20 protein-coding genes are annotated in these 25,575 nt (G+C 70.6%); 9 read left to right on the top strand and 11 right to left on the bottom strand.

Translation table 11 applies throughout. The features are described from left to right. Positions 1–186 precede the first annotated feature (186 nt). The 4 genes from pafA to ADX84_RS02005 form a co-directional block, all read right to left on the bottom strand. The gene (gene pafA / locus ADX84_RS02020) at positions 187–1,545 is read right to left on the bottom strand and encodes a Pup--protein ligase (protein ID WP_049566437.1); all 1,359 of its coding nucleotides are present in this window, start codon (positions 1,543–1,545) and stop codon (positions 187–189) included. 108 nt (positions 1,546–1,653) lie between these two features. Continuing rightward, on the bottom strand, positions 1,654–2,379 hold the full coding sequence (prcA, locus tag ADX84_RS02015) for a proteasome subunit alpha (protein ID WP_049566434.1): 726 nt from the start codon (positions 2,377–2,379) through the stop codon (positions 1,654–1,656). A 55-nt stretch (positions 2,380–2,434) separates the two neighbouring features. Beyond that, entirely contained in the window at positions 2,435–3,286 is an 852-nt protein-coding gene (gene prcB, locus ADX84_RS02010; RefSeq protein ID WP_049566432.1) for a proteasome subunit beta, read from the bottom strand. Positions 3,287–3,459: 173 nt separating this feature from the next. After that, the gene (locus ADX84_RS02005; protein WP_017544817.1) at positions 3,460–3,660 is read right to left on the bottom strand and encodes a ubiquitin-like protein Pup; all 201 of its coding nucleotides are present in this window, start codon (positions 3,658–3,660) and stop codon (positions 3,460–3,462) included. A gap of 686 nt (positions 3,661–4,346) precedes the next feature. Between ADX84_RS02005 and ADX84_RS02000 the strand changes: the two genes are divergently transcribed. Both ADX84_RS02000 and ADX84_RS01995 read left to right on the top strand, forming a co-directional pair. After that, positions 4,347–5,498, top strand: a complete 1,152-nt coding sequence (locus tag ADX84_RS02000; RefSeq protein ID WP_049566429.1) for a S1 family peptidase — start codon at positions 4,347–4,349, stop codon at positions 5,496–5,498. A gap of 553 nt (positions 5,499–6,051) precedes the next feature. Then, entirely contained in the window at positions 6,052–7,200 is a 1,149-nt protein-coding gene (locus ADX84_RS01995; protein ID WP_049566419.1) for a S1 family peptidase, read from the top strand. 147 nt (positions 7,201–7,347) lie between these two features. On the opposite strand, the gene ADX84_RS01990 is transcribed toward ADX84_RS01995, so the two are convergent. Both ADX84_RS01990 and ADX84_RS01985 read right to left on the bottom strand, forming a co-directional pair. After that, positions 7,348–8,961, bottom strand: a complete 1,614-nt coding sequence (locus tag ADX84_RS01990; RefSeq protein WP_049566414.1) for an amidohydrolase — start codon at positions 8,959–8,961, stop codon at positions 7,348–7,350. Positions 8,962–9,043: 82 nt separating this feature from the next. Next, complete coding sequence (locus ADX84_RS01985) at positions 9,044–10,339, bottom strand: MFS transporter (RefSeq protein WP_049566411.1); 1,296 nt, start codon at positions 10,337–10,339, stop codon at positions 9,044–9,046. Between the two features lie 170 nt (positions 10,340–10,509). Here ADX84_RS01985 and ADX84_RS01980 point away from each other — a divergent pair, with 170 nt between their 5' ends. Beyond that, the gene (locus ADX84_RS01980; RefSeq protein ID WP_049566408.1) at positions 10,510–12,015 is read left to right on the top strand and encodes a PucR family transcriptional regulator; all 1,506 of its coding nucleotides are present in this window, start codon (positions 10,510–10,512) and stop codon (positions 12,013–12,015) included. 99 nt (positions 12,016–12,114) lie between these two features. On the opposite strand, the gene dop is transcribed toward ADX84_RS01980, so the two are convergent. The 3 genes from dop to ADX84_RS01965 form a co-directional block, all read right to left on the bottom strand. After that, positions 12,115–13,638 (bottom strand): depupylase/deamidase Dop, encoded by a 1,524-nt coding sequence (gene dop, locus ADX84_RS01975; protein WP_049566404.1) that lies wholly within the window; start codon positions 13,636–13,638, stop codon positions 12,115–12,117. Between the two features lie 260 nt (positions 13,639–13,898). Further along, on the bottom strand, positions 13,899–15,668 hold the full coding sequence (gene arc / locus ADX84_RS01970) for a proteasome ATPase (RefSeq protein WP_082206249.1): 1,770 nt from the start codon (positions 15,666–15,668) through the stop codon (positions 13,899–13,901). Positions 15,669–15,969: 301 nt separating this feature from the next. After that, positions 15,970–16,968: a tRNA (adenine-N1)-methyltransferase gene (locus ADX84_RS01965; RefSeq protein ID WP_082206248.1), complete on the bottom strand. Its 999-nt coding sequence runs from the start codon at positions 16,966–16,968 to the stop codon at positions 15,970–15,972. A 197-nt stretch (positions 16,969–17,165) separates the two neighbouring features. On the opposite strand from ADX84_RS01965, the gene ppgK reads away from it, so the two are divergent. Beyond that, positions 17,166–17,921, top strand: a complete 756-nt coding sequence (gene ppgK, locus ADX84_RS01960; protein ID WP_049566400.1) for a polyphosphate--glucose phosphotransferase — start codon at positions 17,166–17,168, stop codon at positions 17,919–17,921. Positions 17,922–18,205: 284 nt separating this feature from the next. Here ppgK and ADX84_RS25895 read toward each other — a convergent pair whose 3' ends face one another. Continuing rightward, positions 18,206–18,541 carry a hypothetical protein gene (locus ADX84_RS25895; RefSeq protein WP_199776449.1) on the bottom strand — a complete coding sequence of 112 codons (336 nt, stop codon included), beginning with the start codon at positions 18,539–18,541 and terminating at the stop codon, positions 18,206–18,208. A 302-nt stretch (positions 18,542–18,843) separates the two neighbouring features. On the opposite strand from ADX84_RS25895, the gene ADX84_RS01950 reads away from it, so the two are divergent. Together ADX84_RS01950 and ADX84_RS01945 are read left to right on the top strand one after the other, a co-directional pair. Then, positions 18,844–20,199, top strand: coding sequence for a helix-turn-helix transcriptional regulator (locus ADX84_RS01950; RefSeq protein WP_082206255.1), 1,356 nt, complete (start codon positions 18,844–18,846; stop codon positions 20,197–20,199). A 32-nt stretch (positions 20,200–20,231) separates the two neighbouring features. Further along, positions 20,232–20,705, top strand: a complete 474-nt coding sequence (locus tag ADX84_RS01945; RefSeq protein ID WP_049566392.1) for a hypothetical protein — start codon at positions 20,232–20,234, stop codon at positions 20,703–20,705. Between the two features lie 59 nt (positions 20,706–20,764). On the opposite strand, the gene ADX84_RS01940 is transcribed toward ADX84_RS01945, so the two are convergent. Further along, on the bottom strand, positions 20,765–21,934 hold the full coding sequence (locus ADX84_RS01940; protein WP_049566390.1) for a site-2 protease family protein: 1,170 nt from the start codon (positions 21,932–21,934) through the stop codon (positions 20,765–20,767). 121 nt (positions 21,935–22,055) lie between these two features. Between ADX84_RS01940 and ADX84_RS01935 the strand changes: the two genes are divergently transcribed. The 3 genes from ADX84_RS01935 to ADX84_RS01925 all read left to right on the top strand — a co-directional run bounded on the left by ADX84_RS01935 (position 22,056) and on the right by ADX84_RS01925 (position 25,393). Then, on the top strand, positions 22,056–22,892 hold the full coding sequence (locus ADX84_RS01935; RefSeq protein ID WP_049566387.1) for a RecB family exonuclease: 837 nt from the start codon (positions 22,056–22,058) through the stop codon (positions 22,890–22,892). Between the two features lie 115 nt (positions 22,893–23,007). After that, entirely contained in the window at positions 23,008–23,745 is a 738-nt protein-coding gene (locus ADX84_RS01930) for a response regulator transcription factor (RefSeq protein ID WP_082206247.1), read from the top strand. A 217-nt stretch (positions 23,746–23,962) separates the two neighbouring features. Continuing rightward, positions 23,963–25,393, top strand: coding sequence for a threonine/serine exporter ThrE family protein (locus tag ADX84_RS01925; RefSeq protein WP_234003817.1), 1,431 nt, complete (start codon positions 23,963–23,965; stop codon positions 25,391–25,393). Positions 25,394–25,575: the final 182 nt, after the last annotated feature.

Below are 25,575 nucleotides of genomic sequence, written 5' to 3'. Positions count from 1 at the left end.
GACAGGGTCACACTACCGAACAGTCGGAGTGTGGCCAGCCCCTGGGAGCAACCCGTTCCGGTTTTCGGCCCACGGGAAACCGGCACCGTCGGCCACCGAAAGCGAACGTGCAGGTGGGAGGGCAGCCGAAGGCCCCGGGGGTGGCCGTCTCCGGCCGACCTCCGGGGCCTTGGGTACCGGCCGGACTCACATCCCGGCGATCAGCTTCTCCACCCGTTCGTCCACCGACTTGAAGGGGTCCTTGCACAGCACGGTGCGCTGCGCCTGGTCGTTGAGCTTGAGGTGCACCCAGTCCACGGTGAAGTCGCGCCGCTGCTCCTGTGCCCGGCGGATGAACTCCCCGCGCAGCCGGGCACGCGTGGTCTGCGGGGGCACCGACTTGGACTCGAAGATCTTCAGGTCCCCCACCACACGGTCCATCTGACCGCGCTTCTGCATCAGGTAGAACAGGCCGCGCTCGCGGTGGATGTCGTGGTAGGTGAGGTCGAGCTGGGCCACCCGCGGAGAGGAGAGGGTGAGGTCGTGCTTCTCCCGGTAGCGCTCCAGCAGCATGTACTTGGCCACCCAGTCGATCTCGCGCTGGACCGTCTCCAGGTTCTGGGTCTCCACCGCCTCCAGGGTGCGCTGCCACAGGTCCAGGACGCGCTTGCCGACGGCGTCGGTGCCGTGCCGGTCGACGTAGCCCTGCACCTTCTCCAGGTACTCGCGCTGGATCTCCAGGGCGCTGGCCTCGCGGCCGTTGGCCAGGCGCACCTTGCGGCGGCCGGTCATGTCGTGGCTGATCTCGCGGATCGCCCGGATCGGGTTCTCCAGGGTGTAGTCGCGCATGACCACCCCGGCCTCGATCATCCGCAGAACGAGGTCGGTGGAGCCGAGCTTGAGCAGGGTGGTGGTCTCGCTCATGTTGGAGTCGCCCACGATCACGTGCAGGCGGCGGAACCGCTCGGCGTCCGCGTGGGGTTCGTCGCGGGTGTTGATGATGGGGCGTGAGCGGGTGGTCGCGGAGGAGACGCCCTCCCAGATGTGCTCGGCGCGCTGGCTGACGCAGAACAGTGCCCCTCTGGGCGTCTGGAGCACCTTGCCCGCACCGCAGATGATCTGCCGGGTGACCAGGAAGGGGATGAGCACGTCGGCCAGGCGGCCGAACTCCCCGTGACGGCCGACGAGGTAGTTCTCGTGACAGCCGTAGGAGTTGCCCGCCGAGTCGGTGTTGTTCTTGAACAGGTAGATGTCCCCGGCGATGCCCTCCTCGTGGAGGCGCTGCTCGGCGTCGACCTGCAGCCCCTCCAGGATGCGCTCACCGGCCTTGTCGTGGGCCACCAGGTCCACGAGGCTGTCGCACTCGGGGGTGGCGTACTCGGGGTGGCTGCCCACGTCCAGGTACAGGCGGGCGCCGTTGCGCAGGAACACGTTGCTGCTGCGCCCCCAGGAGACCACCCTCCGGAAGAGGTACCGGGCGACCTCGTCCGGCGACAGGCGGCGCTGCCCCCGGAAGGTGCACGTGACCCCGTACTCGTTCTCCAGCCCGAAGATCCGTCGTTCCACGCGGCCTCACCAACTTCCGTCACCGTGGCGTGGACGACGGGGCCGCGTCGCCCACACCAGCCCGGCCGGTGCGGCGCCCGGGTGGCGCCGCACCGTTGTGCTGTCAGATCACTCGTCGGCCTCGTCCCCGGTGGTGCCCCGTTTGCCCTGCTCGATGAGGGCGGTCAGGCGGTCACCGTGGATGCGGCGGAACTTGCGGTGCTCCCTGGAGCGTTCCAGGACGGCGACCTCCAGGTTGGCCGCCTCCAGTTCGCGCTCCTCGCCGTTCTCGTGCGCGAGGGCGTGGGTGGCCGCGTTCAGCGCCGCACTGAGCGGAGCGTTCGCGGCGAACCGGTCCTTGAGCTGGCTGGACACGTGCTCGGAGGAGCCGCCCACCGCGACGAAGCCCTGTTCGTCCACGATGGAGCCGTCGAAGGTGATGCGGTAGATCTCGTCCTCGGCCGCCGTGTCACCGACCTCGGCGACCACGATCTCGACCTCCCAGGGCTTGAGGCTCTCACTGAAGACGGTGCCCAGGGTCTGGGCGTAGATGTTGGCGAGCTGACGGCCGCTGACGTCACGGCGGTCGAACTGGTACCCGCGTACGTCGGCGAAGCGCACGCCCATCAGGCGCAGGTTCTCGAACTCGGGGTAACGCCCGACCGCGGCGAAGCCGATGCGGTCGTAGAGCTCGCTGATCTTGTGCAGTGTGCGGGACATGTTGTCCGCCACCAGCAGGATTCCGCCCTCGTACTGAAGGACGACGGCGCTGCGGCCGCGCGCGATGCCCTTGCGCGCGTAGTCCGCCTTGTCCTTCATCTGCTGCTCGGGGGCGACGTAGAACGGCATCGACACCGCGGATCGTTCCTTACCTAGTCGGGAGAGGTCTGGGGTGGAGGCCCGGGTGGCCTCAGCTCAGGCGGGCCTTCGGACCGTCGGGGTCGGCGGCTCGTCCTTCGACGACCTCCGTCGCCAGGCGGGCGACCTCGTCCGCGCCGATCCTCCGGTGCCCGTCCTCGGTGATGACGTCGACGAGGGGGAAGATCCTGCGGTGCAGGTCGGGGCCGCCGGTGGCGGAGTCGTCGTCCGCGGCGTCGTAGAGCGCCTCGAGCGCGACCCTGATCGCCGTGGTCTGGTCCAGGTCGTCCCGGTAGAGCTTCTTGATGGAGCCCTTGGCGTAGACCGACCCGGATCCGACCGAGTAGTAGCGCTGTTCCTCGTAGCGGCCGCCCACGGCGTCGTAGCTGAACACCCGCCCCTGTTCGGTGTTCTCGTCGAACCCGACCAGGAGGGGGACCACGACGAAGCCCTGCATGGCCATGCCGAGGTTGCCGCGCACCATCTGCGCCAGCTTGTTCGCCTTGCCCTCGAGCGAGAGGGAGCGCCCCTCAAGCTTCTCGTAATGTTCGAGCTCCACCTGGTAGAGCTTGGCGAGCTCGATGCCGATCCCCGCCGAACCGGCGATGGCCACCGCGGAGAACTCGTCCGTCCGGAACAGCTTGTCCATGTCCCGGTTGGCGATGACGTTGCCCTGGGTGGCGCGCCGGTCGCCGGCGAGCAGGACACCGCCGGGGAAGGTGAGCGCGACGATGGTCGTCGCGTCCGGGGTGAGGTGCTCGGCCGTGCCGGGGGCGCCGGCCGATCCGGTGTGGTGGGCGGGCAGCAGCTCGGGCTTGACCTCCCGGAGAAACTCGGTGAAGGACGAGGTCCCCGCACTCATGAAAGCGGCCGACATCCGTCCGCCCTCGAAGCCTTCGAACACGCGACTCCCTCCGCTCGCGCCCCACCCCGTCACGGGGGCGGGTGGGGCGCCTGTCGTCCGTCTGTCTGTCGTTCCCGTGGTGGCCGGGGGTGGTACCGGCCGATGGGATCGACCCTAGTCCCGTGCGCCCCGGGGCCGGTGACGGCCGGGTGCGCTGTCAGCGAACCGGTTGGTCACTGACCGCCCTTCTGTACGAACTGGCGCACGAAGTCCTCGGCGTTGCTCTCCAGCACGTCGTCGATCTCGTCGAGGATGTCGTCGACGTCCTCGTCCAGCTGTTCGTCGCGCTCCTGCGCCTCGGGCGCTGCCTCGGTCTCCTCGACCTCCTCGTCACGCCGCGAGGAGTGCTTCTGGCCGCCGTTGTCATTCGCCATCTGTCGTTACCTCCCGTTCGGGGCCCTCGCCCTTATCTTGGCCCAACGGTCCCCTCCTCAACCGTCTTCCACAGGCCCGATACTCGCTAGTTACCTCGAATCGTCCGGCCGGGGCGCGCGCGGCGCGGGCACGAGGATCGACTCCGCTCCGGGCGTGTCCTCGTCGGGAGGCGCCAGCGCGGCCCGGACCGCGCCCGTGACACTACGTCGCACCCTCGCTCCCACCTCAATGACGACATGCGCACACATGTTCACTTGTCGAACATGATCTTCACCCTCCGCGATGCCCTGACCATGCTGTGTACGTCTACGTAGCGCCGCCATCACGGATGGCACCCGGTTCCAGTGTCCGCATCCGGCCACTCAACTCCCCTTGTTCTACTGGCGGGTTTGTGATCCACGTACAGCCAGTCATCAAAACAGGAGGTCAGACACCACGCGACGCAGAGTGATGCCCCTATTGAGTCCAATGATCGGATGATCCTCTTGTCAGCTGAGTGAATTATCCATTTCATGGGCTTTCGCTGCCCAAGATGTTCACTTATGGTTTGGATTCGTTTACCGAGCGTCTCGGTAGACGAATGAGTTCTCCGGCTCGCCCGAAGGACTCACCCCGGGGACCGGTCTCGCCCTCAGGTGTGGCCGAGCCCCGACCCCCGTCAATTCCCCAAGGAGAGTAGGGATCAATGCGACCCTCCCCCGTCATCTCCGCGATCGGCACGGGAGCACTGGCCTTCGGGCTCGCGCTCTCGGTCGCGCCCGGCGCCTCCGCCGTCACCGCACCCACCGAGCCCGCGCCCCAGGGCGAGGCGGCCACCATGCAGGAAGCGCTTGAGAGGGACTTCGGCCTCACCCCGTTCGAGGCCGAAGACCTGCTCGAAGCCCAGAATGACGCTCTCGGGATCGACACGGCGGCGGCCAAGGCCGCCGGTGACGCCTACGCGGGCTCCGTGTTCGACACCGACACCCTGGAACTGACCGTCCTGCTCACGGACGCCGGAGCCGTGTCGGACGTCGAGGCCACCGGCGCCGGGACCGAACTGGTCTCGTACGGCACCGAGGGCCTGGCGGAGATCATGGACGAGCTCGACGCAGCCGGCGCCCAGCCGGGTGTCGTCGGCTGGTACCCGGACCTCGCCGGCGACACCGTCGTCATCGAGGCCACCGACACCTCCGAGGCCCAGAGCTTCGTCGAGGCCGCGGGCGTGGACTCCTCCGCCGTCCAGGTGGAGCAGACCGACGAGGCGCCGCAGCTGTACGCCGACATCGTCGGCGGTGACGCCTACTACATGGGCGGCGGGCGCTGCTCGGTCGGATTCGCGGTCACCGACAGTTCCGGCAACGACGGATTCGTGACGGCCGGCCACTGCGGCACGGTCGGCACCTCCGCCGACAGCGAGGACGGCAGCGGCTCCGGTGTGTTCGAGGAGTCCATCTTCCCGGGCAACGACGCGGCCTTCGTCAGTTCGACGTCCAACTGGACCGTCACCAACCTGGTCAACATGTACAGCTCGGGTGGCACCCAGTCCGTCGGCGGCTCCAGCCAGGCCCCGGTCGGCGCGGCCGTCTGCCGTTCCGGCTCCACCACGGGCTGGCACTGCGGGTCCATCGAGGCCCGCGGGCAGTCGGTGAGCTACCCGGAGGGCACCGTCACCGACATGACCCGTACCGACGTGTGCGCCGAGCCCGGCGACTCCGGCGGTTCGTTCATCGCCGACGACCAGGCCCAGGGCATGACCTCGGGCGGCTCCGGCAACTGCTCCTCCGGTGGTACCACGTACTACCAGGAGGTCGGCCCGGCGCTGAGCACCTGGAACCTCAGCCTCGTCACCAGCTAGGCCCGTTCGGGAACCGAGTGGTTCCCGCGCGACCGCGCCCTCGTCCGCCGTTCGGCGGGCGGGGGCGTTTGCCGTTCACGGACCTCTACACCCTCTTGCGCGTGGTCACGCCCGGTCGCCCGTCTGAGGCGCACGAGACCGCCGCCCGTCGAACAAGGGGGCGCTGTGCGCACGATCGGGAGGCCGCGAGCGAAGCCGTGACCACTGCTGTTACGCCTGTGTGTCCGAGTGGACACGGTTGGCACCCGGTACCGCTGTCCGCATGTGGCCAGAATGCCCCCCTTGCGACGCGAGGCCGGATTCGGTCGGTAGCGCATCGACTCCGACAACCGCGAGGTGGCCACTCGCGTCGCCACGTTCTGCGACGACCTCGTGACCGATCATCGGTTGACCCCACCGCGTTCTGAATGCTTCACCGTTCTGACGGTCTTTCCCTCACCAAAACGTGCACCTATGGTTAGGCGTTGTTTACCGAATGTCTCGGTGAACGACAGGGGTCGAAGTGATTTCGACCCCGATCCCCCGTTAATCCCCCCTGGAGAGTAGGGACCTCATGCGACCCTCCCCCGTTGTCTCCGCCATCGGAACGGGAGCCCTGGCCTTCGGCCTGGTGCTGTCCGCCGCCCCGGGAGCCTTCGCGGCCACCGGACCACTCCCCCAGTCACCCACCCCGGAGGCCGACGCCGTCTCCATGCAGGAGGCGCTCCAGCGCGACCTCGGCCTGACCCCGCTTGAGGCCGATGAACTGCTGGCCGCCCAGGACACCGCCTTCGAGGTCGACGAGGCCGCGGCCGCGGCCGCCGGGGACGCCTACGGCGGCTCCGTCTTCGACACCGAGACCCTGGAACTGACCGTCCTGGTCACCGACTCCGCCGCGGTCGAGGCGGTGGAGGCCACCGGCGCCGGGACCGAACTGGTCTCCTACGGCATCACGGGCCTCGACGAGATCGTCGAGGAGCTCAACGCCGCCGACGCCGTTCCCGGCGTGGTCGGCTGGTACCCGGACGTCGCGGGTGACACCGTCGTGCTGGAGGTCCTGGAGGGTTCCGGCGCCGACGTGGGCGGCCTGCTCGCCGACGCCGGCGTGGACGCCTCGGCGGTCGAGGTGACCACCACCGAGCAGCCCGAGCTGTACGCCGACATCATCGGCGGTCTGGCCTACACCATGGGCGGCCGCTGTTCGGTCGGCTTCGCGGCCACCAACGCCGCCGGTCAGCCCGGGTTCGTCACCGCCGGTCACTGTGGCCGCGTGGGCACCCAGGTGACCATCGGCAACGGCCGGGGCGTCTTCGAGCAGTCCATCTTCCCGGGCAACGACGCCGCCTTCGTCCGCGGAACGTCCAACTTCACGCTGACCAACCTGGTCAGCCGCTACAACACCGGCGGCTACGCCACCGTCGCCGGTCACAACCAGGCGCCCATCGGCTCCTCCGTCTGCCGCTCCGGCTCCACCACCGGTTGGCACTGCGGCACCATCCAGGCCCGCGGCCAGTCGGTGAGCTACCCCGAGGGCACCGTCACCAACATGACGCGGACCACCGTGTGCGCCGAGCCCGGCGACTCCGGCGGCTCCTACATCTCCGGCAACCAGGCCCAGGGCGTCACCTCCGGCGGCTCCGGCAACTGCCGCACCGGCGGGACCACCTTCTACCAGGAGGTCACCCCCATGGTGAACTCCTGGGGCGTCCGTCTGCGCACCTGATCCCCGTTGCCGGCGGACCACCGGTCCGCTGACCTGAGAAACCAGGCGTCCCCGTCCGCGTGCAGCGGGCGGGGACGCTCGCGTCCGCTCCGGGGAACCGGTCACCGGCCACGGCCCCACCCGTGACCGGCTCCGATCCCCCTCCCCTCAGGCCGCCCGGTGGACAACCTCGCCGTCCAGGACCGTCAGCCAGGCGTTCACCTCGCGCAGCCGGTCCTGCGGCAGGGACTCCACGTCCGCGTCGAGGACGACCAGGTCGGCGAGGTAGCCCGGGCGCAGCGCGCCCAGACGGTCCTCGACCCCCAGCGCGTGCGCGGCGTCCAGGGTGTGGGCGCGCAGCGCCTCGTACAGGGTGACGCCCTGCTCCCGACCGATGTCGGCCCCCTCCCGGGTGGTGCGGCACACCGCGTTGGCCACGGTGTCCATCGGACGCAGGCTGGAGACGAAGGAGTCGCTGGACAGCACCGGGCGCAGTCCCAGGTCGATCTCCTCGCGCATGGGCTGGAGCCGGTGCGCGCGGTCCCCCAAGCGGCGCAGGAAGTCGCCGCCGCTGTCGTACAGGAAGTTGGGCTGGTTGACCGGGATGACCCCGTGGTCGGTGAAGCGCTTGGCCTGCTCCACCGTCGGGTAGCCGCAGTGCTCGATCCGGGGGCGCGGGTCCGGGCCCGACACCCGCGCAGCCGAGGCGATGGCGTCCAGGGTGTGCTCCATCGCGGCGTCGCCCTGCGTGTGGATCGCGACCTGCCACCCCTCCTTGGCGGCCCTGGTCACCAGGTCCACCAGCTGGTCGGGGTGGTGGTAGAGGCTCCCGGGGAACTGGCCGTGCTCACCGTAGGGAACGCTGAACTTCGCGGTCCCGCCCAGGAGGGTGCCGTCCGAGTAGAACTTCATCCCGGTCAGTCGGAGCCAGTCGTCACCGAACGGGCTCGCGAGGCCGGCGTGGGTGAGGGAGTCGAGCTGGTGCGAGAGCGGCATGCCGAAGGTGCGCAGCGGCAGGGTTCCGGCGGCGCGCGCTGCCCGGTACACCCGCAGCTCGCGGGCGGAGACCTGCGGGTCGCACACCGTGGTCACACCCGCCGACAGGTACGGCTCGGCCGCGTCGGACAGCCAGCCGAGCAGGTGCTCGGTGGGCAGCGCCGTGTGGAAGTTGGGTCCGTGGCAGCCGATGTCCACGGCCAGCGGCAGCAGGAGTTCCATCGCCGCGTCCGTGACCATCCCGGTCAGCCGTCCGCCCTCGTCGCGGACGAAGGAGCCGCCGGCCGGGTCGGGCACGTCCTCGCCGATCCCGCTCCAGGCCAGCGCGGCGGAGTTCACCACGGCCTGGTGGCCGGAGACGTGGTAGACGATGACCGGGTGCTCCGTGGTGGCCTCGTCCAGGTGGCGACGGGTGGGCCGACCGCCCGGATACTTGGCGTCGTCCATGGAGAACGCGCGGATCCACTGGCCCGCCGGAGTGCGCTCGGCCTCGGCCGCGATCGCGGCGACCAGGTCGGCGGCGCTGCCCACCCGGGGGTAGCGCGCGTCCACCGCCGCCAGGGACTCGGCGGTGGAGAGCAGGTGGTTGTGCGGGTCGATGAAGCCGGGCAGGACGGTCCGTCCGCCCGCGTCCACTTCCACGGCTCCGGGTCCGGCCGCGGCCCGGGCAGCCTCGACGCCGCCGACCAGACGGACCCGGCCCTCACGTACGGCCACGGCGGGCGCGGTCGGGTTGGTGTCGTCCATCGTCAGGACGCGGGCGTTGTGGATGAGCAGACCGGTCACGGGTCGATCCTCCTCAGGAGTGGGTGGTACCGCCGTCCCGCGGGACGGCGGTACCGGGGCGGTTGGGGAGCGGGGGGACGGGTCAGGCCGAGGTGAGCAGGTCCGAGTCCTGGTAGCGGGGCGCGTGGGCCAGGCAGACCACGCTCAGCACCACCATGCCGATCAGGAGCCCGACCACGGAGAGGATGCTCCCGGTGGCGGCGAACAGGGCGGTGCAGGCCAGCGGGGCCAGACCGCCGAAGATCGCGCCCGCCGTCTGGTAGGCGATCGAGATGCTGGTGTAGCGGGCCTGGGGCGGGTACATCTGGGCGAGCACGCGGGCGATGGGACCGTAGACGGTGGCCATGGCGACGCGCATCACGCAGAGCATGAGGACGATGAGCAGCGTGCTGCCGGTCTCCAGGATCAGGAACTGCGGCAGGGCCAGCACGCCCACGCCCACCAGGCCGATGGTGACGACCCGGACGGTGCCGTAGCGGTCCCCCAGCCAGGAGACCCCGAGGGTGACCACCAGCTCCACGAAGGCCGCGATGCTCAGACCCGTGAGGATGACCTGTTCGCTGATCCCGACCTCGGTGACCCCGTAGGCCTGGAGGAACGTGGTGACGATGTAGTAGCCGCCCACAGCCACCGGCAGGACACCCACGCCAAGCAGGAGGGTGCGCCAGGAGGTGCGCAGGGCGTAGCCGAGCGGGAGGCCCCGGGGCTGGTCGTCCTGCACGGCGTCGAAGACCGGGGACTCCTCCACCTTGAAGCGGATGACCATGCCGACGACCACGAGCAGGACCGAGGCGAGGAAGGGCAGGCGCCATCCCCAGTCGTAGAGGATCTCGGTGTCCCAGGCGGCGATGAGGCCGAAGGAGCCGGTTGCCAGCAGCGCCCCCGCCGGGTTGCCGAGCTGGGCGAAGGCACCGTAGAAGGTCTTACGGTTCTCCGGGGCGTGCTCCACGGCCATGAGCACCGCGCCGCCCCATTCACCACCCACGGCGATGCCCTGCACGAACCGCAGCACCACCAGCAGCAGCGGGGCGAGGAACCCGACCTGTTCGTAGGTGGGCAGCAGGCCCACGCTGAACGTGGCCACGCCCATCATCAGCAGGGTGATGACCAGCGCCGACTTGCGGCCGAGCCGGTCACCGTAGTGGCCGAACAGGAGGCCGCCCAGCGGGCGGGCGAAGAAGCCCACCGAGAAGGTGGCGAAGGACGCCATCAACCCGACCATGGGGTCGATGTCGGCCGGGAAGAACAGGGTCGCGAAGACCAGGCTGGCCGCGGTCGCGTAGATGTAGAAGTCGAACCACTCGATGGTGGTGCCGACGAAGGCCGCCACAGCCGCACGTGCGGGGTGCGGTGACGTGGGGGCGGTCCGCTCTGACATGGGAACTCCGATGGCGCTTGGCGTGGTCGTCGGCGACCACGACCGATGTGATCCGGTGTGTTGTTGTGACCGTAGACACCCCCCGGCCACCGACGTCGGGTTGGTTCGCACAGGTTGTAACGTGACAAAAGTGCAGGTCGCACAGCAGGAGGGAAGGCGGGAGGCTGCCCGTGGCCATCACCGTTCGCGACATCACCGCGTCACCGCACCTGGAGGTCAGCGCCTCGGCCGGGCTCGCCGGGCTGGACCGCGTGGTGCGGTGGGCGCACGTGACGGAGCTGCCCGACCCGGTGCGCTGGCTCCGCGGCGGTGAACTCGTGCTGACGGCCGGGCTCGGTCTGGGCGGTGACGCCGCGGGGCACCGCGCCTACTTGCGGCGCCTCCACGGAGCCGGGTGCGCGGGCCTGGCGTTCGCCATCGACATCTGGCTGAGCGAGATCCCCTCCGAGGTCCTGGACGAGGGCGACCGGCTGGGCTTCCCGGTCCTGCGGGTCGAGGGCGAGACGTCGTTCGTCGCCGTGGTGGAGACCGTCGCCGACCACTACGCCGCCGAACGCACCCGTGAACAGGGCCGTGTCCTGGCGGCCCAGGACGCCATGGCGCGGGCGGCCCTGCGCTCGGGCCCGGCCGGGGTGATGCGCGAACTGGCGTCGGCCACCTCAGGTGAGTGCCTGCTGCTCGACCGCAACGCGATGACGAGTCGGGCGGTCCCCGAGCGCGAACCGGGCTGGCACTCGCTGGTGCGCTCCGAGGTGGTGGGGGCGGCCCCCACCCCGGGCATGCGGGTCCTGGCCGACGACGGGTCGTCGATCCTCCTCCAGACACTCGGCACCAGCGGGCGCACCCTCGGATGGGTGGCGCTGCGCTGCGACGATCCCTCGCCCAACGTCCGGGTGCTGGCCAACCACGCCGCGTCACTGCTGGCCGTGGACCTGCTGCACTCACGCGACGCTCGGCGGGCGATGTTCGGCGAACGCGCTCCGCTGCTGCGCGCGGCAGCGCTGGGGCAGACGGTGGGGGTACCGCTGACGCTGCCCTCCCCACCGTGGGAGGTCGTCTGCCTGCGTACCTCCGAGCCGCGTTCGCTGGACGACGCGGCCGACGCCCTGGTCGACGTGCTGGGTGACACTGAGGCGGCCAGGTCGAGCGGGCTGTGCCACCTCGGTGAGGTGCTGGTGGCGGTGCTTCCCGACACCGGCCGTCCGCACGCGGGTGAACGGTTGCTCTCCCTGGTCGAGGGCGTGTCCGCGGCGGGGGCGTGCCGTGCGCGGGGGCCGGGCGAACTCGCCTCTGCGGTGGCCCGGGCTCGCGGGGCCGTCCCGGCCGAGGGGTACCGGCACATGGACGAGGCCGACGCCTGGGCGCTGTTGCGGTCGTCCGTTCCCGAGAGCGGGTCGAGGGCGTTCACCGAGGCGGTGCTGGGACCCGTCGTGGAGCATGACGCGCGCAACGGGACGGAACTGGCGCACGCCCTGCGCCACTACCTGGACAGCAGTGCCCATGTGGAGGAGACGGCCCGGGAGCTCGGAGTGCACCGCAACACGCTGCGGGCCAGGCTACGCACAGCCGAGCGAGTGCTCGGCCGCGACCTGCGCGACCCCCGTACGCGGCTGGAGCTGTGGACGGCGCTGAGCCTGCGACCGATGCGCTGCGCGGACGGTACCTGGCACGACTGACGGACCGGGCGCCCGCACGACGGGTGCGGTGCCTCCGACGCCGTCACGCCGGGGCGCGGTGCCCGGCGCCGGAGGGGCAGCCGGGGCACCGCGCCGCGATCACTTCCTGCGGTTGCCCGCGAGGACGGCCACCAGCTCGGCGGCGGTGGCGGAGGCGTCCAGGAGCCCGCCCACGTGCTCCTTGGTTCCCCTGCGCGGCTCGAGGGTGGGCACGCGCTGGAGGGAGTCGTAGCCCGGCAGGTCGAAGATGACCGAGTCCCAGGAGGCGGCGGCCACCTCGTCGGCGTACTTCGCCAGGCACCGGCCCCGGAAGTAGGCGCGGGTGTCCTCCGGCGGTTCGGTGACGGCCCGGGCCACCTCGGTCTCCTCCACGAGGCGCCGCATCCGTCCCCGCGCGGCCAGGCGGTTGTAGATGCCCTTGTCCCCGCGCACGTCGGAGTACTGGAGGTCGACGAGCTGAAGCCTGGGGTGGGACCACTCCAGCCCGTCACGGGACCGGTACCCCTCCAGCACCTTGAGCTTGGCGACCCAGTCCAGCTCGGTGGCCAGGTCCATCGGGTCGGAGGCCAACCGCGACAGGACCGACTCCCAGCGGTCGAGGACGTCTGCGGTGTCGGGGTCCACGTCGGTGCCGAAGCGGTCCTCCACGTACTTGCGCGCCTGGTCCAGGTACTCACCCTGGAGCTCCAGCGCGGTCATCCGGCGCCCGTCCCGCAGCCGGACCCGGTGGGTCAGCCCCGGGTCGTGGGAGACCTCCCGCAGGTCCGCCACCGGAGTCTCCAGGGACAGGTCCGCGCTGAGGAAGCCGTCCTCGATCATCGACAGCACCAGCGCGGTGGTCCCCAGCTTGAGGTAGGTGGAGACCTCGCTCATGTTGGCGTCACCGATGATGACGTGCAGGCGCCGGTACTGGTCCGGGTCGGCGTGCGGTTCGTCCCGCGTATTGATGATGGGACGCTTCAGGGTGGTCTCCAGGCCCACCTCGACCTCGAAGAAGTCCGCCCGCTGGGAGATCTGGAAACCGCTGCCCTGGCCGTCGGAGCCGATCCCGACCTTGCCCGCGCCGCAGATCACCTGCCGCGAGACGAAGAACGGGATCAGGTGCCGGACGATGTCGCCGAAGGGCGTCGACCGGTTCATCAGGTAGTTCTCGTGGCACCCGTACGAGGCGCCCTTGTTGTCGGTGTTGTTCTTGTACAGCTGGATCGGCTCGATCCCCGGGGTGGCCCCGGCTCGGGCGGCCGCGTCGGCCATCACCCGCTCGCCCGCCTTGTCCCACAGCACCGCGTCGAGGGGGTTGGTGACCTCCGGCGCCGAGTACTCGGGGTGCGCGTGGTCCACGTAAAGGCGCGCGCCGTTGGTGAGGATGACGTTGGCCAGCCCCAGGTCCTCGTCGGTCAGCTGGGTGGGGTCGGCGACCTCGCGCGCCAGGTCGAACCCGCGGGCGTCGCGCAGCGGGTTCTCCTCCTCGAAGTCCCAGCGTGCCCTCCTGGCCCGTGCCGCCGAGGCGGCCAGGTAGGCGTTGACCACCTGTGTGGAGGTGACCATCGCGTTGGCTCCGGGGTTTCCCGGCACGGAGATCCCGTATTCGGTCTCGATACCCATAATCCGCCGCACACTCATGATGAGAGGTTATCCGCCACGGACCTGTCTTGAACGCTTCCGCGCCAATTGTGGCCTAAGCGCCGTCTTCCCGGGCGTTTCCACCGGGCTTCGACGGGCGTGTCATCGCAGTTCAGGCGGTTTCTCCCGGCTTCTCGAAAAATCAAACCGGATCCGGATCGGAGGTTCCCGGGCCACTCCCCCATTGTGTCCGGCAATCCCCCACCAACGGCGGAGCGGGACCCGCCGAATCGTGCGCGGGCCCCGCTCCGAACGATTTGCTACAGGTACTGGCCGGTGTTGGCGACGGTGTCGATGGACCGACCGGAGTCGGCCCCCTTCTTCCCGGTCACGAGAGTCCGGATGTAGACGATCCTCTCGCCCTTCTTGCCCGAGATCCGCGCCCAGTCGTCCGGGTTGGTGGTGTTGGGCAGGTCCTCGTTCTCGCTGAACTCGTCGACGCAGGCCTGGAGCAGGTGGGAGACGCGCAGCCCCTTGGACTGCTGGTCGATGTAGTCCTTGATAGCCATCTTCTTGGCGCGCGAGACGATGTTCTCGATCATCGCGCCGGAGTTGAAGTCCTTGAAGTACAGGACCTCCTTGTCACCGTTGGCGTAGGTGACCTCCAGGAAGCGGTTCTCCTCGCCCTCGGTGTACATCCGCTCCACGACCCGCTGGATCATGGCGTCCACCGTGGCCCGGGTCGAACCACCGTGTTCGACCAGGTCGTCCTCGTGCAGAGGGAGGTCCTCGGTCACGTACTTGCCGAAGATGTCCCGGGCTCCCTCGGCGTCGGGGCGCTCGACCTTGATCTTGACGTCCAGGCGGCCGGGCCGCAGGATCGCCGGGTCGATCATGTCCTCCCGGTTGGAGGCGCCGATGACGATGACGTTCTCCAGCCCCTCCACGCCGTCGATCTCGCTGAGCATCTGCGGGACGATGGTGTTCTCCACATCGGAGGACACACCCGAGCCGCGGACGCGGAAGATCGAGTCCATCTCGTCGAAGAAGACGATGACGGGGGTGCCCTCGGAGGCCTTCTCCCGTGCGCGCTGGAAGACCAGGCGGATGTGCCGCTCGGTCTCACCCACGTACTTGTTGAGCAGCTCCGGGCCCTTGATGTTCAGGAAGAAGCTCTTGCCGACGTCCTTGCCGGTGCGCTCGGCGACCCGCTTGGCCAGCGAGTTGGCGACCGCCTTGGCGATGAGCGTCTTTCCGCAGCCGGGCGGACCGTAGAGCAGGACACCCTTGGGCGGGGTGAGCTGGTGCTCGCGGAAGAGGTCCTTGTGGAGGAAGGGCAGCTCGACCGCGTCGCGGATCATCTCGATCTGACCGGTGAGGCCGCCGATGTCGGTGTAGGAGATGTCGGGGACCTCCTCGAGGATGAGCTCCTCGACCTCCGACTTGGGAATGCGCTCGTACACGTAGCCGGAACGGGGCTCCAGCAGCAGGGAGTCGCCCGGCCGGATCGGCTCGTCGCGCAGCGGTTCCGCCAGGCGGACGATCTTCTCGTCGTCGTGGTGCGAGATGACCAGCGCGCGCTCGCCGTCCTCAAGGAGCTCCTTGAGCATGACGACCTCGCCGACCGTCTCGAACGACTCCACCTCGACGACGTTGAACGCCTCGTTGAGCATGACCTCCTGGCCGGGACGCAGGTGGTCCAGGTCCACGGAGGGACTGACGTTCACCCGCATCTTGCGGCCGTTGGTGAAGATCTCGACGGTGTCGTCCTCGCGCGAGCCGAGGTAGACGCCGAAGCCCGACGGCGGCTGAGAGAGCCGGTCGACCTCCTCCTTGAGCGCGACGATCTGTTCGCGCGCCTCCTTCAACGTGGAGACGAGCCGTTCGTTCTGCCCGTTGGCGCCCGCGAGACTGGCCTGGGCCTCTCGCAGCCGCTCCTCCAGCAGACGAACATGTCGGGGTGAGTCGGCGAGCTTACGCCGGACCACGCCGAGTTCCTTCTCCATGTAGGCCACCTGGGCCGTGAGCTCAGCGACTTCACGGTCCCGATCGCCCTGACGCTCGTCCTCACGTTCGGCCACGTCCGCCACCTCCCTGTAGGAACTACTCGGGAACCTACCTACCCATGCCCGTTTCCTAACCTGTAACCCCGCACGAGTGTCGCGGACCTCATGTGGGGATCTTGCGTCCGTCCAGGTCACAGTGGTAGCGAAGGGCCCGACGTAATGAGAAAGTAACCTCCGAGGCGGGGTCGGGGCAAGCACCTTCCAGGGGTCGCGACCACCTCGGGCGACAGGGCGCCGCCCTTTCCGGACGCGCTCGAACACGCGGAAGGGGCCCGCCCGGATCGTCTCCGGACGGGCCCCTCCACACTCGGGTGCGGCGCGGTCCCTACTCGCCGCCCTCGGTCGCCTCGCCGGGCTCGTTCACCTTGCCGCCCTCGGTCACCTTGCCGGGCTCGGCGTCCGCCGTCGGGGCGGTCGCGGGCGCGGCCGCCCTCGCACCGGCGTCGGCGGCCGCCTTGGCGGCCTCGTAGTCCTTGCCGTAGGCGCCCTTGGCGGGACGGCGGCGGCGCTCGGGGGCCTCCACACCGTCGGCCAGACGGCGCGCGACCACGAGGAAGCCGGTGTGCCCGATCATCCGGTGGTCCGGACGCACGGCCAGACCCTCCACGTGCCAGGTGCGCAGCATGGTCTCCCAGGAGCGCGGCTCGTAGAAGCGGTCGTCCGCCCGCAGCTCCTCCACCACGCGGGACAGCTGGGTGGTCGTGGCCACGTAGCAGCACACCAGCCCGCCGGGGATCAGCGCCCCGGCGACAGCGTCCAGGCACTCCCAGGGCGCGAGCATGTCCAGGAAGACCCGGTCCACGTCGGTCTCGTCGAGCTCCTCGACCAGGTCGCCCACGGTGAGCTTCCACGCCGGGTGCGGTCCCCCGTAGAAGTTCTCGACGTTCTTGCGAGCGATCTTCGCGAAGTCCTCGCGGCGCTCGTAGGAGTGGACCATGCCCTGTTCCCCGACCGCGCGCAGCAGCCAGTTGGACATCGCGCCGGAACCGGCGCCCGCCTCCACCACCCGGGCGCCCGGGAAGATGTCGGCCTCGACCATGACCTGGGCGGCGTCCTTGGGATAGACGATGGTCGCGCCGCGCTTCATGGAGAGCGTGTAGTCGATGAGCAGGGGGCGCAGCGCCACGTAGGCCGTGCCGGTGTTGGAACGCACCACGCTGCCGTCGGGCTCACCGATGAGGTCGTCGTGTTCGACCTTGCCCTTGTGCGAGTGGAAGGTCCCACCCTCGCGCAGTGTGATGGTGTGCATGCGACCCTTCGGGTCGGTCAACTGCACGGTGTCGCCGTCGGTGAAGGGGCCGCGGCGGCCATGGATACCGGTCAACGTCGCTCTCGTCTTCCCACGTCGCGTTTGGTCTGGGCAGTCGCCCAGCGTATCGGCCCCCGAGCACCACGACGAACGGTCGGGGCCCACGGACCGGGTCGGGCGGGCGTGCGAAAAGCCCGCCCGTTGGGCAGTATCAGGCGTGTGGTCACGCACCACGCCCATCCGGAACACGAGGACCTCGGGAGACACGACCCATGTCACAGCAGACCACGGGCCTGGGAATCGACATCGGTGGCAGCGGGATCAAGGGCGCACCGGTCGACCTTGTCTCCGGCGAGTTCCTGCGGGACCGCCTGAAGATCCTCACCCCCGAGCACGCGGACCCCGCCACGGTGGCCGGGATCGTCGGCGAGATCGCCGCGCACTTTCCCGAGACCGAGGGAGCTCCCCTGGGCGTCACCTTTCCCGGGGTGGTCCAGGGCGGGGTGGTGCGTACCTCCGCGAACCTGGACAAGAGCTGGGTCGACACCGACGCCAGCGCCCTGTTCGCCGAGGCCGCGGGCCGCCCCGTGCGAGTGCTCAACGACGCCGACGCCGCCGCCCTGGCGGAGAACCGCTACGGCGCCGCCCGGGAGGTGAGCGGCACCGTCCTGCTCACCACCCTGGGCACCGGGATCGGCACCGCGCTGGTCGTGAACGGCCGCCTGGTCCCCAACACCGAGTTCGGCCACCTGGAGATCGACGGCCACGACGCGGAGTCGCGCGCCTCCTCCGGCGCCAAGGAGCGGGAGGGGCTCTCCTACCACGACTGGGCCAAGCACCGCCTCCAGCGCTACTACCGGACCATCGAGGACCTGGTGTGGCCGGACCTGATCGTCGTCGGCGGCGGGGTGAGCCGCAAGGCCGACAAGTTCCTCCACCACCTGCACATCCGCACACCGATCGTGCCCGCGGAACTGCGCAACACGGCCGGGATCGTCGGGGCGGCCCTGTCCGCCGCGGAGGTCTAGGGGTCCTCCGCGGCGGACCATCAGGGGGTGAGGGGCCCCGCCCCGGGGCAGAGGCCGGGCCCCTCAGGGGTGGACACAACCGCCCCCGCCGGGAGCACCGGCCGGGAGGCGTGACCAGCGGGGCGTTCCCGCTTCGGGTGTCGAAGGGGGCCGGGGCCCGCGCAGAGGGAGACTGGGGCACGGGCACACCCAGGACACCGTTCCGACACCCGGGACCGTGCGCGTGCACAGCCCGCTCTGGGGTCCGGATGCGGCGGCCGCTGCCGTGCATCCGGACGTGTCCGTCAGCCGCCCTCCGCCGTGGTGGTGAGGGCGCCGACGATCCTTCGGGCCGCGTCGGAGGTACGGGTCACCGGGGTGAGCGGAACCCCGCGCAGCTCAGAGGGGAGGCCGTCCTGGCAGGGCCAGCGCATCCACCACCAGAGGTCACCCCGGTGGGGGCGCAGGAGGGCGCGCTGCGGCCGCGTGGCCGGTCCGGCGTCGACCACGCCGAACACCCCGTCCTCACGGGCCTCGACCCCGCGCGCCCGCAGTTCGGCGGCCAGGCCGCGCAGGGCGAGGGTGGCCAGCTCCACCCGGTACACCGGATCGACCGGGGTGTGCGCGCCGAACACGCCCATGGGCGGGGTACCACGATGCTCCCGTCCACTCCCGGCCAGGCTCGGACTCCCCGCCGGTGGTGTCTCAACGGTCACGTGCGCTTCCCTGCCTTCCTCCCGGGTCCGGCGCGACACGTCGTACGCCGAACCAACGACCACACCAACTTTGCCGCACTCTGAGCCGGGACTGGCACCCGTATGCGGATCACGCATCACACTTTCTTTTTCACACATAGCCACCAAGCGCTCACGGAATCCCTAATCTAAGCTGCATGCCCCAACGAGACGGTGAACTGCCCCAGGACCTGTGGACCCGCCCGCGGATGGCCGCCGCCCTGGCCACCTGTGACATGCCGACGGTCATCGAGGGCGTGCGCTCGGCGCGAGGGTGGTCCCAGGGCGAGCTGGCGCAGGCCCTGACCTACTCGCAGAGCTGGGTCTCCCGTGTCGTCAACGGCCAGCAGTCCCTCACCGTCAGCCAGGTCCACGACCTCGCCCGGCGCCTGGACATCCCCCTCCACCTGCTGCGCTTCGGCGGGGCGGGGAGCGCAGGGACCTCGGGCGCCGTGCGCGGATCCGAGGCGCTGGACGGCGCGAGGGAACCGGACGACGTGGGGACTCGGGGGCTCGGTCTGGGAGAGCGGGAGGAGCCGCCGGGTACGGGGCGCAACCCCTCCAGACGCCGGGATCCGGCACGGAGCGTCACCATGGCCCCCTCCGGCATCACCGGCGGACGTCCCCCGGGCGGGTACGAGGGGTACCACGGCATCAACGAGACCACCGCCCCCGCGCTGCGCTCCATCACCGGCGGCCAGCGCCGTATGGACGCCACCTCCCCGGCACGGCACCTGCTGCCCGGCGCCGTCGCGCACGTCCATCTGGCCGAACAGATGCTCGGCAACGCGCGCGGGACCACCTTCCACACCGAGCTCAGCGCGGCCGCCAGCGAGGCCTCGGGGTTCGCCGCCTGGCTCAGCGCCGACCTGGGCGACATGGGTTCGGCGCGCATGCACTACCGGACCGCCGTGGTCCGCGCCCGCCAGGCCGGGATGCGTCTGCTGGACGTCTACATGCTCGGTTCCCTGGCCGCCTTCGAGATCGACGTCGCGGAGGACCCCGAGCTCGGCCTCGGACTGGTCCGGGAGGCCGAACACGTGCTGGGCCCCGCCGCCCACCCCACCGCCCGGGCCTGGCTGGCCTGCGTCGGGGCGCTCGCCCACGCGGGGCTGGGCGACCACGTCTCCGCCGCCCGGTCGATCCGACGCGCCGAGCGCGAGGTGGACAGCCCGGACAACGCCCAACCGCCCTGGCCGTGGGTGTTCGCCTTCGACCAGGCCAAGGTCGCCGGCTACCGCGCACTGGTGGGGGTCCGGCTGCGCAGCCCGCACGACGCCCGCGCCGCCTTCGCCGAGGCCGTGGCCCCGGCGCCTCGCAACGTCAAGCAGTCGGCGCTGCTCAAGGTGGAGCTGGCCTCCGCCCACGCCGAGGCCGGTGACGTGGACGAGGCCTTCCGGCTCGCCCAGGAGGCGCTGACCACCGGGGTGCGCTTCGACTCCGAACGCGTGGTGGGCCGGGTCCGCTCCTTCCGCAGACGCTATCGGGGGCCCCGGGCGCACTGCGTCGAGGACCTCGACGACAGGCTTTCCTCTCTGGTTACCGGTATCCCGATCAGTGGGTAGAAAGTCGGCGAAGCGAGCAGCAGGGAGGGCATGTGATTCGTATCGGGATCACCGGACACCGCAACCTGACCCCTGACGTCAGCGGCGCCGTCGCCGATCTGGTCAAGACTCACCTGGAACCGTACGGATGCGAGATGGTGGGCCTTTCCTGCCTCGCGGACGGCGCCGATGTCGTCTTCGCCGAGGCGGTCGTGGCCACGGGCGCCCCGCTGGAGGCGATCGTCCCCGCGACCGGCTACCGGGAGGCGCTGCCGGACGAGCACCACCCCGTGTACGACCGCCTCCTGGGGCAGGCCGTCCTGGTCCACGCCCTACCCCATGACGAGTCCGACCCCCGCGCCCACATGGCGGCGGGACGCCTCCTGGTCGAGCGGTGCGACCAGCTGGTCGCGGTCTGGGACGGGGAGCCCGCCCGCGGCCCCGGCGGCACGGCCGACGTGGTGGCCTACGCGCAACGGATCGGCCGCCCCGTCAGTGTCCTGTGGCCCGAGGGGGCCCGCCGCTGATCCCGGTCCCGGTCCTGGCGAACGACGCCCGGCCCCGGCGCGCCCCTGCGGCCCGCGTGTCACCGACCTCCCACGGCCCGTCCGGTCATCACCGCGTTGACGTCGGACGCGCGCAGCACGCCCAGCACCGCGCCGTCGTCCTCCCGCACCAGGTACTCGGGCAGCGGGAACCGGGTGAGCTCCGTCAGCAGCTCCTCGCCCTCAAGGTCCGCGGAGACCGTCGAGTGTTCCGTCAGCGCCCGCGCCACGTCCGACACCGGGACCCAGGCCCGGCGTGCGTCGGTGATCGCCTCGGCAGCCGCGGGGTGCACCACGGAGACGGGCGTACCGGCGCTGTCGGTGACCACGACCGTCTCCGCCCCCGCCTCCTCGGCCCGCAGGTCGGCCTGGGCCAGCGGCGTGTCGGCCGGGACGGTCACCGCGCGGCGGGTCAGCGAGCGTGCCCTCAGCCCGGGTACCCGGGCGCGGACGCGCGCGTTGTTGAGCGCCTCGGAGGCTCCCATCCACATGAACCCGGCCAGGACCAGTCCCCACACGATCGCCCACGGGCCCGGGGTGCTGCCCGCGCTCCAGGCGAAGAGGAACGGCAGCGCCGCCACGCCGAGGGCGAGCACGCGGCCGCCCCAGGCCGCGACCACGCTGCCGGTGTGCGGGCGCCCGGTCACCTTCCACACCCCGGCGCGCAGCAGGCGGCCACCGTCCAGCGGCAGCCCCGGAAGCAGGTTGAACACGCCGACGAGGAGGTTGGCGATCCACAGCTGGAAGAGCAGTTCACCGGGAACGCTGAACGGGTCGGCGAAGTGCGCGAGCACGAACGCCACCGCCGCCAGGACCAGCGACAGCAGCGGGCCGGAGAATGCGATCCAGAACTCCCGGCCCGGGGTGGGTGCCTCCCGGTCGATCTCCGAGACCCCGCCCAGCACGTACAGGACGATGCGGCGCACCGGCAGTCCGTACCAGCGGGCCACCAGCGAGTGCGCCAGTTCGTGCACGAGCACGGAGGCGTAGAGCAGGACCGCGAAGACGAACGCCAGGAGGTAGGCGGAGGGGCCCAGGGCCAGGCGCGCCTCGACGATCCCGCCGTAGACGAGGGTGATCAGTGCGGCGACGATCCACCACGACGCGGTGACGTAGACCGGGACTCCGAAGGGGCGGCCCAACAGTAACCCGGGGCTCTTCCGTTCACGCTCGTCGGGACGGGGTCGGGACTGGTCACTGCCTCTGCTCACGGCTCCACACTAGGGCCTGTCCCACCGGAGTCCCCGGCAGGTGGGGGCTGAGCCGTACCGCCCGGTACCCGTCGCCCTCGAACCGCTCCGGGCGGGTGCGCTCCTCTCATAGGCTCGGGGCATGACCACCGCGCACCTTCCGACCGCCCTCTCGCCCTCCCGGGCCTCGGACTTCCTCCAGTGCCCGTTGCTGTTCCGGTTCCGCACCATCGACCGCCTCCCCGAGGCGCCCAGCGCCGCGGCCCTGCGGGGGACCCTGGTGCACGCGTGTCTGGAGCGCCTGTACGAGCTGCCCGCCGACACCCGGACCCCGCGCACCGCGGTGAGCCTGGTGGAACCCCAGTGGGCCCGGATCCGGGAGGGCAAGCCCGAGGTCGCCGAACACCTCTTCCCCGGCGACGAGGGGCTGGCGGAGTGGTTGGAGTCGGCCCGGGCCCTGGTGCGGCGCTACTTCGATCTGGAGGACCCCGAGCGTCTGGAGCCCCGGGACCGCGAGATGCGCCTGGAGGTCTCGCTGCCCACCGGTCTGCGGCTGCGCGGCTACGTCGACCGGCTGGACGTGGCGCCCGACGGGCAGATGCGTGTGGTGGACTACAAGACCGGCAAGTCACCGCACCCGCGCTTCGAGGACAAGGCCAAGTTCCAGATCTTCTTCTACGCGGTGATGATCTGGCGCGACCTGGGTGTGGTGCCGGCCCGCCTCCAGCTCGTCTACCTGGGCGACGGCTCGGTGCGCTGGTACGACCCCACCGAGGAGGAGCTCGCCGCCGCAGAGGCGGAGATCGGGGACATCTGGGCGCGGATCGAGGCGGCCGGACGGTCGGGGACCTGGGAGCCCAGGCGCAGCAAACTGTGCGGGTGGTGCGAGCACCAGGCCCTGTGCCCGGAGTTCGGCGGTACCCCGCCGCCGCTGCCGATCCCCTCGGTTTCCGGAGCCGGTCACCCCGAACACGGGTAGACCAGTGGAGTGGGACCCCCGATCTCGGGTAGCGCGATGGAACCCCGACCCAGATCACGGGTGAGTCACAGCGTTTACGGCCCCGAGGACCGTCGACTTGGGGGAGAATCGGGCCGTGTCCGACTCCGTATCCGTCTCCGTCCTGCTCGCCGACGACCAACCGCTCGTCCGCACCGGCTTCCGCATGATCCTGGAGTCGTCCCCCCACCTGTCCGTGGTCAGCGAGGCCTCCGACGGCCGCGAGGCCGTCCGCTCGGCCCGCAGCCTGCTCCCGGACGTCGTCCTCATGGACGTCCGCATGCCCGGTATGGACGGCATCGAGGCCACCCGCCAGATCGTCGAGTGGGCCCGTCCCCTCGGCCACCGGGTGCACGTCCTCGCCCTGACCACCTTCGACCTGGACGAGTACGTCGTCGGGGTGCTCCGCGCGGGCGCCTCGGGGTTCCTCCTCAAGGACGCGCCCCCGACCGAACTCGTCTCGGCCGTCGAGGTGGTGGCCCGGGGCGCCTCAGTGGTCTCCCCCACCGTCCTGCACCGCCTCCTTGACCGCTTCGCCCCCCTCCTGCCCTCCCCCGTGGCCGACCCCGAACCGGACGAGGACCCCCTCACCGTCCGCGAACGGCAGGTGCTCAGGCTCATCGCCCGTGGCTGGTCCAACGGCGAGATCGCCGCACACCTGGTGGTCGGCGAGACCACCGTCAAGTCCCATGTGGGAAGCATTCTCACCAAGCTCGGCCTGCGCGACCGCGTGCAGGCCGTCGTGCACGCGTACGAGAGCGGCCTGGTCCGCCCCGGACAGCACACGGAACAGGACGGGGCGCGCGCGTCGCGGGCCCCGGGTCCTCCGTCCTGAACACCGTCACCGAACCCCGCGAGCGCCCGAGACCCGGCGCGTCGCCCACCATGACGAAGCACGCCGATTGACAGGATGATCCGGTGACCGAACTCACCGCCGCCACCGCGGCCGGGGGGCGAACCGCGCGCACGGGCGCGGCGTCCCCCTTGGGGTTGCCGAGGCAGTACGCCGATCATCAGGGGTGCGGGCGACGGGGAGGAAACGGAGTACAGCCATGCCAAGCAAGCGGGATCGCTCGGGACCACCGAGCGAGGAGTTCATGCTCAGTCGGATGCGCGACTGGCGCGCGGAGCACGAACGTGAGCTGACCCCGGACAACCTGGAGGACGACGAGGACGTCAACTTCCCGGACGCCCGGGCGATCAACCTCGTCCTGCGTGTGGGCGAGTTGATGCTGGCCAGCGGTGAGGGCACCGAGGCCGTCAGCGAGGCCATGCTGAGCCTGTCGGTCGCCTTCGACCTGCCCCGCTCGGAGGTGTCGGTCACCTTCACCACCATCTCCCTGTCCACCCACCCCGGCGGAGACAGCCCGCCGGTCACCGGGGAACGGGTGGTGCGCCGCCGTACCCTCGACTACTTCCGCGTCAACGAGCTGCACACCCTGGTGCAGCAGGCGGCACTGGGACTCCTGGAGCTGGAGGACGCCAACGCGCGCCTGGAGCAGATCCGCCGGGCCCGCATGCCCTACCCCAACTGGCTGATCGCCGTGGGCTTCGGTCTGATCGCCTCCAGCGCCAGCCTCATGGTGGGCGGTGGCCTGATCGTGGCCACCGTCGCCTTCCTCGCCACGGTGCTGGGCGACCGCACCTCGGTCTTCCTCGCCAACCGGGGGGTCGCCGAGTTCTACCAGATGACGGCGGCGGCCGTGGTGGCCTCCTCCATCGGTGTCGGACTGCTGTGGGCCAGCACCGAGCTGGACCTGGGCCTCCAGGCGGGCGCGATCATCACCGGCAACATCATGGCGCTGCTTCCCGGGCGTCCCCTGGTCTCCAGCCTCCAGGACGGGATCAGCGGCAGTTACGTGTCGGCGGCCGCGCGGCTGCTGGAGACCTTCTTCACCCTGGGCGCGATCGTGGCCGGGGTGGTCTCCGTGGCCTACACCGCCACCCGTCTGGGCATCGACCTGGACCTGGAGAACCTGCCCTCGGCCGGGACCGCCATGCACGTCCCGGTCCTGATCGGCGCGGCCGGGATCGCCATGGCCTTCGCGATCTCCCTCGCGGTGCCCCCGCGCATGCTGCCCACCATCGGTGCCCTGGGCGTGATGATCTGGCTGATCTACGCGGGGATGCGCCTGTGGTTGGAGGTGCCCGCGGTGGTGGGCACGATCGTGGGCGCGATGGCGGTGGGCGTGGTCGGGCACTGGTTGGCCCGGCGTACCCAACGGCCGGTTCTGCCCTATCTGATCCCGTCGATCGCGCCGCTGCTGCCCGGCAGCATCCTGTACCGGGGCCTGATAGAGATCACTCAGGGGACGGCGGTCTCGGGCCTGCTCAGCATCGCCGAGGCGGTCATGGTGGCGCTGGCGCTGGGTGCCGGGGTCAACCTCGGCGGGGAGCTGGTGCGCTCCTTCCAGCGCGGCGGTCTGGCGGGGGCCGGGATGCGCGGCCGTCCCGCGGCGCGCCGCACCAGAGGCGGCTACTGACGGGGCGCTTCCATGGGCCGCACCGGTCTTCGGGAACGGTGCGGCCGAAGCCTGACGGGACGAGATCACCTCGGACAGAACCGATCCGGGGTGGGGCGTGTCCCACTTGGTGAGGGTCAACAAAACACGCCGACGAACGTTGTCGGCCTAAACCGACAACATCATGTGATGTCAGCCACTAT

The organism is Nocardiopsis sp. SBT366, assembly GCF_001083815.1.
In the GTDB taxonomy this organism is placed as follows: domain Bacteria; phylum Actinomycetota; class Actinomycetes; order Streptosporangiales; family Streptosporangiaceae; genus Nocardiopsis; species Nocardiopsis prasina.
Note: the sequence above shows the minus strand (reverse complement) of the source record. Positions and strands in the feature narration are given on the sequence as shown.